The following is a 16,491-nucleotide window of genomic DNA, read 5'->3' as shown; positions in this document are numbered from 1 at the left end:
AGACGGCATGGCGTCGCTGGAACGAACCCTCCGCAAGGATCTCGAAAAAGCCGTCAAGCAGGCGCGGCGTGTCGCTGAGGCCGGCGTCCGCAAGGCGGTTGAGCAAATCGGCGTCGGAGAAGCGGAGGCGCCGAAACACCTGACGACCGAGCAACGTGCGCTGCGCAATCGCCTGCGCGCCCATGGCCGGCAGCTGGATGATCGGCGCGACTCAAAAGGCGTGCAGACGACCACCCGTCTGGTCCAGGAGTGCGCCTATGAGCAGTGGCATCGCATGCTGTTCGCGCGATTCCTTGCGGAAACGGACCTGCTGATCGAGCCGGAATCCGGCATGGCCATCACGTTGGATGAGGTGCAGGAACTCGCCCGCGAGAAGGCGACCGATTGGCTGCCGCTCGTCAGTGACTTCGCCGAGCGGATGCTGCCGCAGATCTTCCGCAGCGACGATCCCGTCCTGGAAATCGCGCTGCCGCCGGAAACGCGATCCGAGATGGAGGATCTACTCAATGGCCTGACTAAGCCAGTATTCGAGGCCGATGATAGTCTTGGCTGGGTCTACCAGTTCTGGCAATCGGAAAAAAAGGATGAAGTCAACAAATCTGAGGTGAAGATTGGCGCAGAAGAGCTGCCGGCGGTCACGCAACTCTTCACCGAGGATTATATGGTCCTCTTTCTGCTCCACAACACACTCGGCGCCTGGTGGGCAGGCAAGGTGCTCGCGAGCAATACGGGCCTCGCCACGTCTGCACGTGACGAGGCGGCATTGCGCGCCGCCTGCAGCGCCGGTGACATCGACTGGACCTATCTGCGCTTTGTCCGCGACACAGCCGAAGACGGAACGGAGGGAGCCTGGCGTCCCGCCGCCGGTGTATTTGAAGGCTGGCCGAAGGCGGCTAAGGATTTAACCGTGCTAGATCCCTGCATGGGTTCAGGGCACTTCCTCGTCTTCGCCTTACCGATCCTCGTCGAATTCCGCATTGCGGAAGAAGGATTGTCGCGGGCTGCAGCCGTCAATGCTGCGCTGAAGGACAATCTGTTTGGATTGGAGATCGACCCGCGCTGCACGCAGATTGCGGCGTTCAACCTCGCTTTTGCGGCGTGGCGGAAGGTCGGCCATCGCCCGCTGCCACAGCTTAACCTCGCGTGTTCGGGGCTTGCCATCGGCGTAACCAAAGCGGAATGGCTGAAGCTCGCAGAGAAGGCGGTGACTGCTGCAGACCCGGCGGCGAAGCGCGACCTGCTTGGCGTCGAGACGAACCTCCTGACAGTCGGACTCGAAGAGCGCATCAAGAACGGCCTTGAAGCACTTTATGACCTCTTCGCCAGGGCGCCATGGCTCGGTAGCTTGATTGATCCGCGCCGAGCGGGCGCAGATATTTTCCGTGCAGGCTTCGATAAACTGGAGCCGCTACTGACGTCGATCATGACCGCCGCTGATACAGATGATGCGAGAGAGATGGCGGTCGCAGCGCAAGGAATGGCGAAGGCAGCACAGCTGCTAAATAAAAACTTTGTCTTAGTTTCTACAAATGTCCCTTATTTAGGGAGGGGCAAACAGGATGAAGTTATAAGGGCTTATTGTGACAAATTTCACGCCGGCGCGAAGACCGATATAGCCACGTGTTTTATCGAACGTTGCTTCCAATCTGCTATGAATAATGGCAGCTTGGCTCTCGTGTCACCGCAGAACTGGTGGTACCTAGGCAGTTATAGGCGGATGAGAGTGGACCTTCTCGATTCAAAGACCTTGAACGTTATCGTTACTCTCGGAGAGGAGGCGTGGCAGAGCTTTGGCGACCGCGGGCCCGTAGCTTGTCTGTTGATAGCAAACAATCACATCGCTTCGCCTGGCCAATCAATATATGCGATCGACGCGCTAAAAGCGCCCACCATAGACGGAAAAGTGCAAGCACTCCAGACGGGCGAGATGCACCTTTCGACCCAATTGGCGCAGGTTCAAAACCCTGATCAGAGGATCACGATACGCACCCAAGGCGCTAGCAGTCGTCTCGTTGACTTTGCGGACGTCTACGTGGGCTTTCAGAACGGCGACACTCCCCGTTGGATTCAGAATTTCTGGGAGCAACCCAGTGTGACTGACGGCTGGAGTGTATTTCAAATGCCTCCTGAGAAGACGGCAGATTTTGCGGGTCGTCACGCGATTATCAAATGGGACAACGGAACAGGGCCGCTGGCTGCTAGTGAGCAGGCTTATGTAAAAGGGCGTGAAGCGTGGAACAAACGTGGGGTAATCGTCAGACAGATGCGCGATCTGCCCGCAAGCTTATTCGTAGGGGACATGTACGACCAATCGAGTTCCGTGATTGTGCCAAAGCGCGAGGAGCATCTGTTCGCGATTGCATCATTTGTGATGTCGAAGAATTTTCATGATTCCGTGCGGCAGCTTGATCGATCGTTGGCTGTTACAAATGCAACGTTTGTGAAGGTCCCCTTCGAGTTGGAGAAGTGGCTAGAAGTCGCGAAGACGCGCTTTCCAAATGGTTTTCCAGTCCCTTCATCGGTTGACCCGACCCAATGGTTATTTGACGGCCATCCGAAGACCGGCGGCAGTTCGCTTCTCGTCGCGACTTGTCGAATGCTTGGATACGTTTGGCCGCGGCAATATGGTGGCAGTTTCTTGGATTGCCCGGTATTAGATCCAGATGGCCTCGATGCTGATGAGGATGGCATCGTTTGCCTTACCGCCTTGAAGGGCGAGCCGCCGGCCGAACAGCGACTAAACGCGCTTCTCGCTGATGCCTTTGGTGCCCGTTGGTCTGCGGCAAGACTCGCCGGGCTGCTTCACGATGCTAACTATGCTGGTAAGTCTCTCGATGACTGGCTGCGCGATGGTTTCTTCACTCAACACTGCGAGCTGTTCCATCAGCGTCCGTTCATCTGGCATATATGGGACGGGCGGCGTGACGGTTTCCATGCGTTAGTGAACTACCACCGTCTCGCCGCGCCGAATGGTGAAGGCCGGCGGACGCTTGAGAAGCTGATTTATTCCTATCTCGGCGACTGGATCGACCGCCAGCGCGCCGACCAGACGGCGGGCGTCGAAGGTGCCGACGCGCGCCTAGCACATGCCGAGCATCTCAAGGCGGAACTTATCAAAATTCTGAGCGGCGAGCCGCCTTACGACATTTTCGTCCGGTGGAAACCTCTTCACGAGCAATCAATTGGCTGGGACCCCGATATTAACGACGGCATACGGATGAATATTCGGCCTTTCATGGTCGCGCGTACGCTGAATGCCCGTGGCGTCACCGCTTGCATCCTGCGCAGCGTCCCGAAAATCAAATGGGATAAGGACCGTGGCAAGGAACCCATCCGCGACAAAACCAATTATCCCTGGTTCTGGGGTTGGGATGAGGCGACGATTGATTTTGCTGGCGGAGCGACATTCGATGGCAACCGTTGGAATGATTTCCATTTAAGCCGCATCGTGAAGCATACAGCGCGGGATCGCTTCCGAACCAAATCAGGGGCGAAGTCTTGACCGATGTCGCATCGAAGACGCTGATCGATGCGATCTGTGCTTCGCTTGGCCACGCGCTGCGGTCGCCCGACGGCGTCGCGCCGCCGGTGGCTTTGCTATGGACCGATGCCGATGGGCATTGGGGCCCTCTAATCCCGACACTGCGAAAGGTGCTGCCGCACCTTTACGTGCTGGGCGCTTTCGCGCCCAAGGAGCGGAACGGCCCGGTGATCTGGCTTCGTTGCGTCGTGGAGCGGACATTGCCGGAGGTCTCGCCGCCCGAGGGCGTTGTCCCCATCCTCTACCTTCCCAAGATCAGCAGGCAGGACCTGCGCGCGGCCGGCGATTGTCCCACCCATCTCCAGCCATTGATCGAACTCCAATATCGTGGCGCGGTCTGGCACCAGCGCAACGGGCGCGACTGGACCGTCGAAGCCTTCCTAACATCAGACGACGCGCTGGGGCTTGATATCGCGCGCGACAAGCGCACTCGCGACTCGATGCTTCGCGCTCTGCCGCTTATGGCCAACGAACCCGTTGCCGGCCTCCGCGGCCGGCGGTTAGAGGCTGATGACTTCGACCGGTTGGCGATCGGCGATCCGGTTCGGGATCTCCTGATCTGGCTGAGCGATACCGAAGCTTTCCAGGCCCGTTGCGACGCCAATCACTGGGCCACGTTCCGCGACATTTGCCTGCGTCTGTTCAGCGTCGATCCCGAGCGCGATGGCACGCAAGCCGCGGCCGATGCCCTCCTGCACGGCGGTGGAAAGTGGGATGAGGTCTGGCAACGCTTCTGTGATGTGCCGCGCCTCTATCCGGGTGTCTCTGCGTCCCTTCGTCAAGCGCGCCCGCGCGACCTACTCGGACTTGCCGATCATTCGCGTCGGCCGGGGCTGAACGCGGAGCAGGAAGATAAGCTTCGTAAGGCGTTCGAAGTGCTTCTGACTCTTTCGCATGCGGAAGCTTGCGACATGGTTGTGGCGCTAGAAATCGAACACAAAGAACGGCGCGGCTGGGTTTGGGCGCAGCTAGGCGAAAGCCCCTACGCTCTGGCGTTGGAACCATTAGGCCGTCTCGCAAAGGCCGCCAAAACGACACTCGGTGGCGCGAGTGCCGAAGCAATGGCGGCCGACTATGCGGCAAGCGGCTGGCGCTGCGATCGCGCGGCTATGGAAGCCTTGGCTGTGATTACAGTCGGCGCCCAGAGCGGTTTGGTCACCAAGGTGGTGCGAGCACTCTACGAGCCCTGGCTCGATCGCTCCGCCCGGCGCTTCCAGGAATTGCTTTCCGCACCGGGCGTCGATCCCGCGAAGCTGACAACCGCCGTTAACGCGGAGCGCGACACATGTGTGGTGTTCGCCGATGGCTTGCGCTTCGACGTGGGTGCCGTATTGCAGGAACGTCTGGAGGCTCAAGGATTCCGGGTGCGCATGTCACACCGGATTGCACCCTTTCCAACTGTCACCGCAACAGCAAAACCGGTCGCTTCACCGGCCCATGGCGCCTGCGCCGGAAAGCCGGACGCTGAGGACTTCGCGCCGGCAATTGCTGCCAGCGGGCAGGCCGCCAATGCGTCAAGGTTGCGCGATACGATGGCGCGCGTCGGTGTCGAAGTCCTCAACGCCGACCAATCGACCACGGGGGTTGGCAGGGAAGGCGGTGGCTGGACGGAGAGCGGCAAGCTTGATGCGCTGGGTCACTCCCTTCAAGCGCTTCTCGTTCGGCAGATCGATCCCGAGATCGATGCGCTCGCCGATCGCGTCACCTCACTCTTGAGCTCTGGCTGGACCCGTGTGCGGGTCGTGACGGACCACGGCTGGCTCCTGCTCCCCGGTGGTCTGCCGAAGGTCAATCTTTCGCCGCATCTCGTGGCGACCAAATGGGCGCGCTGTGCGGCCGTCAAGGGACACTCGACGCTGGCGGTGCCGACCTACCCCTGGTACTGGAATCCGGTTCTTCGGATCGCGTCGCCTCCAGGCGTTGGCGCGTTCATGGCGAACACTGAATACGCCCATGGCGGCGTCAGTCTTCAGGAATGCGTCACTCCTGATATGATCGTCGAGGGCGGTAAGGAAGCAACGGCGGCGACTATCACCGAAATAACTTGGCGCGGGATGCGGTGCCGCGTTACCGTTCGTACCAATGCGCCAAGCGTCATGGTCGATCTGCGGCTCAACTTTAAGCAAGCCACATCTAGCATTGCGGCGTCGGCGAAAGAACTCGCAGCAGGCAATGGAACGAGCTTAGCTGTCTCGGATGATAAATACGAAGGAGCCGCTGTATCAGTTGTCGTCTTCGACGTATCAGGGCGGGTGCTCGACTACAGGCCGACCACCGTCGGAGAAAATTAATGAGCGCGGCATTAGATGATCTAGATCGATTGGCGGCTTCGGTGTTTGACGGATACATCGTCCGAAAAGACTTGGTCCGGAAGTACGCGCGCCAGTATCCAGTTCCGACGTACGTCGTGGAGTTCCTACTTGGCCGCTATTGCGCTAGCGTCAACGAAGGCGAAATCGCTGAAGGGCTGCAAATTGTTGAGAAACAGCTTAAGGATCGCACCGTTAGAACGGGCGACGAAGAGCTGTTTAAGGCGCGCGCTCGAGAGGCGGGATTTATTAAGATCATTGACATTGTTCGTGCGCGGCTGGACGCCAAAAACGATTGTTATGTTGCGGAACTGCCAAGTCTGACGCTGCGGGATGTTCGAATCGAAGATCAGCTAGTTCGCGACAATGAGCGCATGCTGACCGACGGTTTCTACGCCGAGGTCACGCTGACCTATGACGGAATCATTGCTCAGGAAAAGGGCGGGCGTCCCTTCAAGATCGACGGCCTGCGCCCGATCCAAATGTCCAAGTCAGACGTGCTCGACGTTTATGGGGAGGCCCGGCGAAGCTTTGGCACGGCGCAGTGGATCGACTTCCTGTTGCGTTCAATAGGGCTTGAACCCCACGCATTCTCTGAGCGGGCAAAGCGTGTCGCGTTGCTGCGGATGATCCCGTTTGTCGAGCGCAACTACAATCTGGTCGAGCTTGGCCCACGCGGCACCGGCAAGAGTCACCTGTTTCAGCAGATCTCGCCCTACGCTCACCTAATCTCAGGCGGCAAGGCGACTGTCGCCAAGATGTTCGTGAACAACGCAAGCGGCCAACGAGGCCTCGTTTGTCAATACGATGTCGTGTGCTTCGATGAAGTATCTGGAGTTTCCTTCGATCAGAAGGACGGCGTCAACATAATGAAAGGATACATGGCGTCAGGCCAGTTCAGTCGTGGCAAGGAAAATATTCGCGCCGAAGGCGGCATTGTGATGGTCGGTAATCTCGACGTTGATGTCGAGCAGCAGCAGAGAATCGCGCACCTTCTAAGTCCGCTGCCTCCCGAAATGCGTGATGATACAGCTTTTATGGATAGAATTCACGCATATGCGCCGGGCTGGGACTATCCAAAGCTGAACCCGAACGACCATTTGACCGATCATTTTGGTCTTGTGAGCGATTTTCTCAGCGAGTGCTGGAGCCGCCTGCGAAACAGCAACCGCGTCTCGGTGATGCAAGGGCGCGTGCATCTCGGCGGCGCACTCAGCGGTCGAGATATAGAGGCCGTTAACAAGACAGTGAGCGGACTGACAAAGCTCCTATTTCCAAATCCAGAATTGCCCATTTCGGATGACGACCTCGAATGGATAGTTCGTGTGGCGTTAGAATCCCGCCGGCGCGTCAAAGAGCAGCAAAGGCGGGTGTTCAAGAGTGAATTCCGGAACACCCACTTCAGCTATATTCTAGGGGCGGAAGGAATAGAGCAGTTCGTCTCGACGCCCGAGCTGCACAGTGATGAGGCAATTGAAAGCGATCCGCTTCCGTCTGGGCAAGTCTGGGGTGTTAGCCTTGGGCCTGGCGAGGCAGGCCCGGGATTGTATCGAATTGAGGTGACTTCTGGATCAGGTAGTGGCGTCAAGATTCTCAATCAGCCGACTCCTCCGGCGTTTCGCGAAAGCGTGCGGGTCGGCGAGCAGAACCTTTACACGAGATCGAAGGAGCTAGTCGGGGATCGGAATCCTCGTGAAGTAGAGTTTTCAATCCAGATGCGGCCCATGGACGTCGACAAATCTGGTGTGGGCCTGGGCGTCCCAATCCTGATTGCGCTGTGTGGCGGGTTGCTCGGCCGCAACACACGTGGCGGAATCATCGTCGCGGGTGCACTGAATCTCGGTGGATCGATCGAGATGATTCCCAACGCTGTACAGATTGCTGAACTCGCAATCGATAAGCAGGCCCAGACGCTCCTCATGCCGGTGTCCGCACGTCGTCAATTAAATGATCTTCCCGATGATCTTTGGACGAAGATCAGCATCGAGTTCTATAAGGATGGTGTTGACGCGGTTTTCAAAGCACTTAATGAGTAGTAATTTAGCCAGCTGACTTGCGCGAGTTAGCCTAGGCGGAGAGGTTGTCACGTCTATATCAGAGGTCGACCTCGAGCGCGCTCTCATAAGCGTGAGCATCTTTTATTTCGTTGTGATTTAATTCACGAACATGAAATCTAAGCTGTTCAATTTACAAAATGGAGGCTGAGGCGAAGCTGAGCGCTGGGAGGGCATGCCGGACCGCTTCAGCCACGTAGGACGGGGTGAGGTGGGCATAGTGTTTCTCGGTGACGCGCGTGTCTGCGTGTCCGAGCTGATCGGCGATAACGCGCATCGGCACGCCTTTTATAGCCAACGCGCTGGCGTAGAGGTATGGCGCAGGATGTGGAAGGTGCACGGTGGCTCAAGGCCTGCCCGCGCCGAGGCTTCGAATCAGCGGCCGCTGCTGGTGTGAGGCTCCCCAGGCTTCTCCGTCGGTCCGGCAGAAGATCAGCGCGGTCCTCGGGCGCTCGGTGATGAGCACGGCGAAAAAGGCGGCCCCTTCGTCGCTCAGCGCTATGTGTCGTGGCTTGGCCTGCTTCGACTTGGCGATCGCCACGGTGCGCGCCTGCGCGTCGAAGTCGGACACTCGGATCCGGCCGAGTTCGCCGTACCGGTAGCCTGTCGCCAGTGCGCCGCGCACGAGATCGCGAAAGGCCCCCTCGCAGGCCTCAAGCAGGCGACGGCACTCGGCCGCGGTGAGGTAACGGATCTTAGCCGCATCAGCCTCGCGGTAGGGTTTCACCTGGCGCCACGCCTCGTCTGAGTTGGTCTTGCCCTTCTGAAACGCATGGTTGAGCGCGGCCTTCAGAACAGTCAGCACGCGGTTGGCTGTCGCGCGCCGCGCCCGCACAGCCTCAGGGTCCGTCGCATCGACCGCGGCCAAACGTCGTGTTTCTACCCCTGACGCTGTCCGCCGTAGCTTCGGCGCCTCGGCGAGATCATGGTGCCAGTCGCGAATGCGCTTCGTCGTCAGCCCCGTCAATTCGAATGCGCCGAGCGCCGGCAGGATGCGTGCCTCAGCCGCGTAGCGGTCTGCCCGCACGCCCTTCGACCCGCGGCGCTCCCGCGCGGCAGGGTAGTCGGTCAGCGCCGTTGCAACCGTCCAGGGGACTTCAAACGCCTCCTCAATCGAGGCCAGCGAGCTCGCGCACCTTCCGAGCGAAGTAGACACGCGCCCGCTCTTGAGCCTGAGCGAACGAGAACACGGTCAGGCTGTCAGCATCGCGGTTGTCGTCGGCGGCGCCGAGCGCATCATCGTGCTGCTTGGCGCTATCACGCATCTGCGCGACCCACGTACCGCCATTGGCACCGCGCCGGTAGCCGACGGCACAACCGGCCGAGATGACGGTCCAGTACAACTCGAGCCGAACCACGAGTTTGGCACGCCTCGAACGTATGTCGAGCTTGGCGTTGCGTACTGTGCGGGCCACGGCGCCCTCCCCGCTTCCGTACGGAAATCGTTCGGAAAAGGCGTAGGCGGACGTCGGCGAACCCGCAAGGACGAAAGATGCTGCTTACAGAGCGAATTAGGAACCCGCTGACGTTCGCTGAGAACCGCAAAGCGCCAAGTTACGGCTCTTTCACGGCGAAAACGGATCCATCAACTATAAGCAGTGTTTATACCAATCTTTCATCATTAAGCGTCGTTTCTCGAGAGCGTCACCCCGGCGGTACGCGCGTTCGACTGCATCGCCCGACTGATGTGCCAGCGCCGCTTCCGCGATCTCGCGAGGATAATCCGTCTCCTCTCCAGCCCAGTCCCGGAATGCAGAGCGGAAGCCGTGCGGGGTCTCTGTCAGCTTGGCTCGGCGCATCACCATTTCCAGGGCCATGACAGAAAGTCCTTTGCCTGGCCGTTGACCAGGGAAGACGTGGGGATTTTCGGCGCGGCTAAGGGCCTGCATCTCGTGCAAGATCTCCATAGCCCGGCCGACCAATGGAACCCGGTGCTCGCGGCCAGCCTTCATCCGCGTAGCTGGCACGGTCCATACGCCCGCATTGAAGTCGATTTCCGACCACCGCGCCCCGAGGGTCTCGCCTGAGCGGGCCGCGGTCAGGATCGTGAACTCGAGCGCGCGGATGCTTACACCTGTGGCTGTCCGTAAGCGCCGTAAAAAGGCGGGGACGTCCTTGTAGGCCATCGCCTTGTGGTGGCCCCGCGACAGCTTCTGCCGTTTAGGCAGGAGGAGGTCGAGGTGGCCGCGCCAGCGCGCTGGGTTTTCGCCTGCGCGCATTCCTTGAGCTTTCGCTGCGTCAAGCACGCGTTCGATGCGGCCCCGCAGACGTGAGGCGGTCTCCTGTTTCTCAGCCCAAATCGGGCGAAGAACACGCATCACGTCCTCTGTGCCGATCGCGTCGACCGGCAAGGCGTGCAGGGTTCCTGCATACTCTCGCAATGTGTTCTGCCATTGCGACGCGTGCTTCTCGTTGCGCCATTGCACCTGCATTGTGGAGATGAATTCGTCTGCGACCGTCCCGAAGGTTTTGACCGTCCGAGACGTCCTGCGAACTTCGAGCGGGTCCTGGCCCTGTGCAACCAATTCGCGGGCTTGGGCCGCCGCCTCGCGGGCTCGAGCCAGCGGTACGTCTCGCGGAATGCCGAGACCCATCTCGCGCAGGCGCCCATGCCAGCGGTACAGGAACACCCAACGTCGACGCCCGTCGCCCGAGATTGAAAGATAGAGGCCTCCTCCATCAGCGTGCCGGCCCACGGTCTCTAGGGACGCGACCTTCCGTGCATTCAGGCGATTGAGAAGGCGCGTCACAAACCCTCCGTCGAACTATCGGGCCCTAACTGCGGCCCCAACTCGAGCGACGGATTGTAGCGGATCTGGGCGAACGCGACCAGACCGTCTTAGCGACAAAGCGCAATTAAAACAGTTAGATGAGAAATGCTGGCGGATCGCAGCGGACCTCTGCGAACCCTGGTATGTGGGACATCCGCTTCCGCCAAGCGTCCTCCCGCCCGCCCTCGTCGAACCGCCTTTCGCGATGGCGCGCCTCACGCCTTGGTGCGGGAGCCCGTGGAGTCTAGGACGCCCGGACCTTGGTTCCGGACGCGGTCCCGCTCATGTTCTCGACCCTGATGGTCGTGCTGCCGATCTTCGCGCTGGTCTTCGCGGGGTGGCTGATGCGGCGGTGCGACGTGCTCGGCGACGGCGCCACGGCCGAGCTCAACCGGTACGTCGTCTACCTGGCCCTGCCGGCCCTGCTCTTCGACGTGATCGGTCACACCCACGCGGCCGAGATCTGGCAGCCGGGCTTCATCGCGGTGTTCGGCCTGAGCAGCCTGATCGTCTTTTCCGCCACCGTGGCGTTCCGCCTGCGCCGTCCGATGCCGCTCGCGGACGCGGCGATCGACGGCCTCAACGCGGCCTACGCCAACACCGGGTTCATGGGCTTTCCCCTGGCGCTGGTGGCGCTCGGCCCGGCGGCGCTCGCGCCCACCACCATCGCCGCGATCATGACCGTCTGCGTGGTGTTCGCGGTCGCCATCGTCCTGATCGAGATCGGGCTGCAAGGACAAGGACAGGGCCGGCGCGCGGAGCTGGTGCTGAAGGTCGCCCGCTCGCTCGTGCGCAACCCGCTGCTGATCGCCCCCGCCCTCGGCGCGCTGGTACCGCTTTCGGGGGCCTCCGTGCCGGCGCCCGCCGAGACCTTCCTGAAGCTGCTCGGCGGGTCGGCCGCCCCGTGCGCCCTCGTGGCGCTCGGGCTCTTCCTCGCCCGCCCGCGCACCGGGGACGCGCCGCCCGCCGCCGCGACCGCCCTGCTCGTCGGGCTCAAGCTCGTGGTGCATCCGCTGCTGGCCTACGGCCTCGCCCGCGCCTTCGGCCTGCCGCCGCTCCTACTCCACACCGCCGTGCTGATGGCGGTGCTGCCGACCGGGACCGGGCCGTTCATGCTCGCCGAGTTCTACCGGCGCGAGGCCGCCGTGACCTTGAACGTCGTGCTGGTCTCGACGGTCGTCTCGATCCTCACCGTCTCGGGCTACCTCGCCGCCATCCGCTGAGCTGTGGCCGCACCGCAACGCCCAGCCCGGGAGCGACGCCCGGCCATCGATCTCGTCTTGTTATGATGTTACATTCACGCAATGTAACATCATAACGTGATCTGACGGGGCGTGATGCGAAGCGGGCAAGGGATACTCCAAGGGACGCTTCAAGAGACGGTCCAAGCGACACTGTGGGCGGCGCTTCTGGGCGTCGGCCTGCTGCCGGCGGCGGCGCGTGCGCAGGATGCGGTCGCCCTATCCGAGCTCAGCGTCACCACGGCGAGCCCGATCCAGCCCGGTCCGAAGGCGCCGCCGGATGCGAGCCTGCCGGCCGGCATCCTGCCGGTGGCCGTCGACACCTTCTCGCCGGTGACGGTGGTGACGCGCGACCAGATCGCCCGCGAGCAGCCGCGCACCCTCGGCGACGCGCTGATGGACCGGCCCGGCATCTCGGCCTCGACCTACGCCCCGGGCGCGGCCAGCCGCCCGATCATCCGCGGCCTCGACAACAGCCGGGTGCGAATCCAGGAGAACGGCGTCGGCATCCAGGACGTCTCGGAACTCGGCGAGGACCACGGCGTGCCGATCAACCCGCTGGTCTCCGACCGGATCGAGGTGATCCGCGGGCCGGCGACCCTGCGCTACGGCAGCCAGGCGATCGGCGGCGTGGTCTCCTCCGAGAACAACCGCGTGCCGACCTTCATCCCGCCGCGGGGCTATGCCGGCCAGGTCACCACCGGGTATTCCAGCGTCGACAACGGCCGGCTCGTGGCCGGCACGGTCGACGCGGGCTCGGAGAACGTCGCGGTCCACGCCGACGGCTTCAGGACCGGGGCCGACAGCTACGACACGCCCGCCGGCCTCCAGGCGAACTCCGCCAACCGCTCGCAGGGCGGCGCGGTCGGCATCTCGGCGATCGGCGACCGCGGCTTCGTCGGGATCTCGTTCAGCCACTACGACGCGCTCTATCAGATCCCAGGCGGCGAGGCGGCCGACAGCCGCACGCGCCTGAACCCGAACCAGGACCGGGTGCTGGCCCGCGGCGAGTATCGGCCGCTCGAAGGACCGTTCGAGGTGATCCGGTTCTGGGCCGGCGGCTCGGTCTACAAGCACCAGGAGATCGGCCTCGGCGAGGACGGGATCGACGGGGTGCAGGCGACCTTCAAGAACCGCGAGGCCGAGGGCCGCGTCGAGCTGCAGCACGTGCCGGTCTTCACCGCCCTCGGCACGCTGACCGGCGCGCTCGGCCTCCAGGCCGGGCGGCGCGAGATCGGGACCTCGGGCGAGGCGGGCACCCTGCTGGCGCCGACCGATTCCCGGTCGAACGCCGCCTACCTGTTCGAGCAGCTCGACATCGGCCACGGCCTGCGCTTCCAGGCAGCCGGGCGGATCGAGGGCGACCGCTCCACCGGCACGGCGACGCGGTTTCCGGGAGACTACCTGCCGGTGGCGGGCGAGGACCCGCTGGCCTTCGGCCGCCGCCGCCGGTTCGCGCCCAAGAGCCTCAGCTTCGGCGCCCTGCAGGACCTGCCCTACGGCTTCGTCGCGAGCCTGAACGGGTCCTACGTCGAGCGCGCGCCCACCGCCTTCGAGCTGTACTCGCGGGGGGCGCACGACGCGACCGCGACCTTCGAGATCGGCGATCCCGACCTCAGGAAGGAGCGGGCGCGCACCGTCGAGGCCAGCATCCGCCGGGCGGAAGGGCCGCTGCGCCTCGACGCGACGGGCTACGTCACCCGCTACACCGGCTTCATCTACAAGCGCGAGACCGGCACGCGCTGCGGCGACGCCTTCGCCTCCTGCGGCTCGGACGACGACCTGCAGCAGATCGTCTATTCGCAGCGCAACGCCACCTTCTCCGGCGCCGAAATCGGCGCGCAGCTCGACCTGATCCCGGTGGGCGACGGCTGGGCCGGCCTCGACGCGCAGTACGACTTCGTCCGCGCCCAGTTCGACGACGGCACCTACGTGCCGCGGATCCCGCCCCACCGGGTCGGCGGAGGCGCGTTCGTGCGGGCGGACGGGTGGTACGCCCGCGTGTTCCTGCTGCACGCCTTCGCCCACACCGAGGTCGCGCCGCTGGAGACGACGACGCCGGGCTTCGACGACCTGCGCGCCGAGGTGAGCTACACCCGGCCCCTCGACCCGGCCGTCTACGGCGCCAGCGCGGTGACGCTGGGCGTCGCCGGCCGCAACCTCCTCGACGACCGCATCCGCAACTCCGCGTCGTTCAAGAAGGACGAGATCCTGCTCGCGGGCCGCAACGTCCGGGTGTTCCTGACCGCACGGTTCTGATCTTGGGGACGCAAGCGATCCCCGCCCGGCGACGCCTCAGCGCCGGGGCCTGTCGGGGGAGGCCGGCTTCGGCTTGGGCGCCGGCAGGTCCACGGCGCCGGCCGTCGTCCACTGGCACACCGCGGTGCCCTGCAGGGCGAGGCAATCGTACTGCGCGCCGCCGAGCGCGACGTGGTCGGCCAACGCCGCGACCCGGTCTCGCGGGTACGCCGTGCAGCCGAGGTGCTCGGCCTTGGCGTCGGCCAGGCGCGCGAGGGCGGCGGCCTCGTCGGGCGCCTCCCGCCGCAGGAGGCGGTAGTTCGCCAGGGACGGGCAGGCGATCACCGGCGCGGCGACCGGCCCTTGCACCGGGGCCGTGGCCTTGGCCGGCCTGGCCGGCGCCTGGGCTCGGGCAGGCCCGTACACGGCGAGCCAGGACAGGGACGTGGCGAGCAGGATCGCGAGACGCATCCCTCTTCCTAAGCGCAGCCCGGCAGCGCGCCAAGGCCGCGAGCGCCGCACGGCTCGGGGCCCGGGGCGTCGCGACGGGGGCGGATTCAGGCCTGCGCCCGCAGCTTGGCGAAGCGCTTCACCGCCCGTTCCCGGCGCACGCGCGAGAGCCGCGCGATCCAGAACACGCCGTCGAGCTGGTCGATCTCGTGCTGGAGGCAGGCGGCCCGGAACCCGTCCGCCGCCTCCTCACGCTCGATCCCGTCGAGGTCGTGGAACCGCACCCGGATCGTGGCCGCCCGCTCGACCGGCTCGGACACGCCGGGCATCGAGACGCTGCCCTCCCGGGCGGTGGCGCGCTCGGGCGAGCGCTCGACGATCTCCGGGTTGACGTAGACCGTGGCCGCGCCACCGGGCTCCGGGCGCAGCACGACGAGGCGCCGCCGCACCCCGAGATGGGCGGCGGTCAACCCGGCCGCCGCGGCCGCATCGAGGGCCTCCGTCACGTCGCGGGCGAGGTCGCGCAGGTCGGCGTCGAAGGCCCCGACCGGCTCCGACGGCAGGTCGAGGCGCGGGTCGGGATAGAGGATCAGCGGACGGGCGGCCATCGGGTCGGGATCTCGCGGCTCGGGGGGACGGGCAATTCGGAGGGGATACCGCAACGCCGCGGGGAATGCCGCGTTGGGCTCCCGTCCGCACCGCCGTCCCCGCAGGCGCGCGGGGCAACCTCAGCGATGAGATCGAAAAAGCGCTTGTGCGGTGCAAGAGGCACGCGTAGGGATTTCGCGCAACACGTTTCGGGAGAATTCGGCAATGACCCTTCGTCTTTCCAACAGCTTCGCCGCCCTCGTCCTGGCTACCGCCACCCTGGCCGCCCCGGTCGCGTTCGCCAAGCCGATGAGCGGCGCGCAGGCCGTCAAGATGATCGACACCGACAACGACGGCACCGTCGACATGAAGGAGATCGAGGCCACCGCCTCGGCGACCTTCGACCGCCTCGAGAAGGATTCCGACGGCACCCTCGACAAGAAGGAGCTGAAGGGGCGCCTGAGCGTCGCCGGCCTGAAGCAGGCCGACCCGGACATGGACGGCACGGTCGACAAGAAGGAATACCTCGCCGCCGTCGCCGACCGCTTCAAGGCCGCCGACCCGGACGGCGACGGCACCCTCGACGCCAAGGAGCTGAAGTCCCCCGCCGGCAAGGCCCTGCTGACGCTGATCAAGTAAGTCTCCCGGCGCGACCCTGCGGGGTCGCGAAGCTGACGGCCCCGACGAGCCGCCCCGGAAACGGGTGCGGCTCGTTCGCGTTCGGACGGCGCTCACGCCGCGCGATGGGCCGTGCGAGTCGCGCGGCATGCGAATTCTGTTGACGAATATCAACCACAGGATGCAATCTGCCGTCGTCGTGGGGGCAGGTACAGCATGAGCATCGATCACCCGAAGGTCGCGGTCCAGCCTTCGCTCGTCGCCGAGATGCGCGAGATCATCGAGGAGACCCGCAAGACGGTCGAGGCCTCGCAGGCGGTCCTCGATCGCTGCGCGACGCCGGTCGCGGAGGCGCCGACGCCCGAGGCGATCGACCCGGCGGCCGAACGGGTCGGCCTGCTCGAAGGCATCGCCGACGGCCTGATCGTCGCCCACGAATATGCCAAGCTCGACGACGACGCGGCGACGCTCGCCCTGGTCGAGAAGGCGATGCTGCATGTCGGCCGCCGCCTCGCCCAGGCGATCGGCCCGAAGAAGGCCGGCATCGCCTGCCACTAGGTCGTGAACCCATAACGGTTGGCACGGTTTGGGCGGTGGGTCGTTGGTTTTCCGAATGGAGGACCGAGGATGGCGCGGTTTGACCTGACGGATGCGGAGTGGGCGGTGATTGAGCCGCTGCTT

General features: G+C 63.8%; 12 protein-coding genes. 7 read left to right on the top strand and 5 right to left on the bottom strand.

What is annotated here, in order from left to right; translation table 11 throughout:
* Positions 1-7: 7 nt before the first annotated feature.
* From FV234_RS09045 to brxL, 3 genes are read left to right on the top strand one after another with little or no spacing between them, the layout of a single operon-like run.
* Positions 8-3,502: an N-6 DNA methylase gene (locus FV234_RS09045; protein WP_147828803.1), complete on the top strand. Its 3,495-nt coding sequence runs from the start codon at positions 8-10 to the stop codon at positions 3,500-3,502.
* Complete coding sequence (gene pglZ / locus FV234_RS09040) at positions 3,499-5,832, top strand: BREX-1 system phosphatase PglZ type B (RefSeq protein WP_147828802.1); 2,334 nt, start codon at positions 3,499-3,501, stop codon at positions 5,830-5,832. The genes FV234_RS09045 and pglZ overlap by 4 nt, the downstream gene beginning before the upstream one ends.
* Complete coding sequence (gene brxL / locus FV234_RS09035; RefSeq protein ID WP_147828801.1) at positions 5,832-7,886, top strand: BREX system Lon protease-like protein BrxL; 2,055 nt, start codon at positions 5,832-5,834, stop codon at positions 7,884-7,886. The genes pglZ and brxL overlap by 1 nt, the downstream gene beginning before the upstream one ends.
* 364 nt (positions 7,887-8,250) lie before the next feature.
* Here the strand turns inward: brxL and FV234_RS09025 are convergent, their stop codons facing one another.
* The 3 genes from FV234_RS09025 to FV234_RS09015 form a co-directional block, all read right to left on the bottom strand.
* The gene (locus FV234_RS09025; protein ID WP_147828799.1) at positions 8,251-9,060 is read right to left on the bottom strand and encodes a tyrosine-type recombinase/integrase; all 810 of its coding nucleotides are present in this window, start codon (positions 9,058-9,060) and stop codon (positions 8,251-8,253) included.
* A complete protein-coding gene (locus tag FV234_RS09020) occupies positions 9,014-9,319 on the bottom strand; it encodes a hypothetical protein (RefSeq protein WP_147828798.1) in 306 nt (101 codons plus the stop codon). Before FV234_RS09020 ends, FV234_RS09025 begins: the two co-directional genes overlap by 47 nt.
* 174 nt (positions 9,320-9,493) lie before the next feature.
* Positions 9,494-10,654, bottom strand: a complete 1,161-nt coding sequence (locus FV234_RS09015; protein WP_147828797.1) for a site-specific integrase — start codon at positions 10,652-10,654, stop codon at positions 9,494-9,496.
* A gap of 305 nt (positions 10,655-10,959) precedes the next feature.
* Here FV234_RS09015 and FV234_RS09010 point away from each other — a divergent pair, with 305 nt between their 5' ends.
* On the top strand, positions 10,960-11,898 hold the full coding sequence (locus FV234_RS09010; protein WP_147828796.1) for an AEC family transporter: 939 nt from the start codon (positions 10,960-10,962) through the stop codon (positions 11,896-11,898).
* Between the two features lie 114 nt (positions 11,899-12,012).
* Complete coding sequence (locus FV234_RS09005) at positions 12,013-14,175, top strand: TonB-dependent receptor (protein ID WP_147752529.1); 2,163 nt, start codon at positions 12,013-12,015, stop codon at positions 14,173-14,175.
* Between the two features lie 36 nt (positions 14,176-14,211).
* Here the strand turns inward: FV234_RS09005 and FV234_RS09000 are convergent, their stop codons facing one another.
* Complete coding sequence (locus tag FV234_RS09000; RefSeq protein WP_238272097.1) at positions 14,212-14,625, bottom strand: hypothetical protein; 414 nt, start codon at positions 14,623-14,625, stop codon at positions 14,212-14,214.
* An 86-nt stretch (positions 14,626-14,711) separates the two neighbouring features.
* On the bottom strand, positions 14,712-15,212 hold the full coding sequence (locus tag FV234_RS08995; protein WP_147752527.1) for a peptide deformylase: 501 nt from the start codon (positions 15,210-15,212) through the stop codon (positions 14,712-14,714).
* A 205-nt stretch (positions 15,213-15,417) separates the two neighbouring features.
* Between FV234_RS08995 and FV234_RS08990 the strand changes: the two genes are divergently transcribed.
* Both FV234_RS08990 and FV234_RS08985 read left to right on the top strand, forming a co-directional pair.
* The gene (locus tag FV234_RS08990; protein ID WP_147752526.1) at positions 15,418-15,831 is read left to right on the top strand and encodes an EF-hand domain-containing protein; all 414 of its coding nucleotides are present in this window, start codon (positions 15,418-15,420) and stop codon (positions 15,829-15,831) included.
* A 195-nt stretch (positions 15,832-16,026) separates the two neighbouring features.
* Entirely contained in the window at positions 16,027-16,368 is a 342-nt protein-coding gene (locus tag FV234_RS08985; RefSeq protein WP_147828795.1) for a hypothetical protein, read from the top strand.
* Positions 16,369-16,491 lie beyond the last annotated feature (123 nt).

It is taken from the genome of Methylobacterium sp. WL8 (genome assembly GCF_008040045.1).
Taxonomy (GTDB): domain Bacteria; phylum Pseudomonadota; class Alphaproteobacteria; order Rhizobiales; family Beijerinckiaceae; genus Methylobacterium; species Methylobacterium cerastii.
Note: the sequence above shows the minus strand (reverse complement) of the source record. Positions and strands in the feature narration are given on the sequence as shown.

Bases quoted from the DNA above. Each gene is read 5' to 3' on its own strand.
- FV234_RS09045 (WP_147828803.1), top strand. From the start codon at position 8: ATGGCGTCGCTGGAACGAACCCTCCGCAAGGATCTCGAAAAAGCCGTC.
- brxL (WP_147828801.1), top strand. From the start codon at position 5,832: ATGAGCGCGGCATTAGATGATCTAGATCGATTGGCGGCTTCGGTGTTT.
- FV234_RS09010 (WP_147828796.1), top strand. From the start codon at position 10,960: ATGTTCTCGACCCTGATGGTCGTGCTGCCGATCTTCGCGCTGGTCTTC.
- FV234_RS09005 (WP_147752529.1), top strand. From the start codon at position 12,013: ATGCGAAGCGGGCAAGGGATACTCCAAGGGACGCTTCAAGAGACGGTC.
- FV234_RS09000 (WP_238272097.1), bottom strand. From the start codon at position 14,625: ATGCGTCTCGCGATCCTGCTCGCCACGTCCCTGTCCTGGCTCGCCGTG.
- FV234_RS08995 (WP_147752527.1), bottom strand. From the start codon at position 15,212: ATGGCCGCCCGTCCGCTGATCCTCTATCCCGACCCGCGCCTCGACCTG.
- FV234_RS08990 (WP_147752526.1), top strand. From the start codon at position 15,418: ATGACCCTTCGTCTTTCCAACAGCTTCGCCGCCCTCGTCCTGGCTACC.
- FV234_RS08985 (WP_147828795.1), top strand. From the start codon at position 16,027: ATGAGCATCGATCACCCGAAGGTCGCGGTCCAGCCTTCGCTCGTCGCC.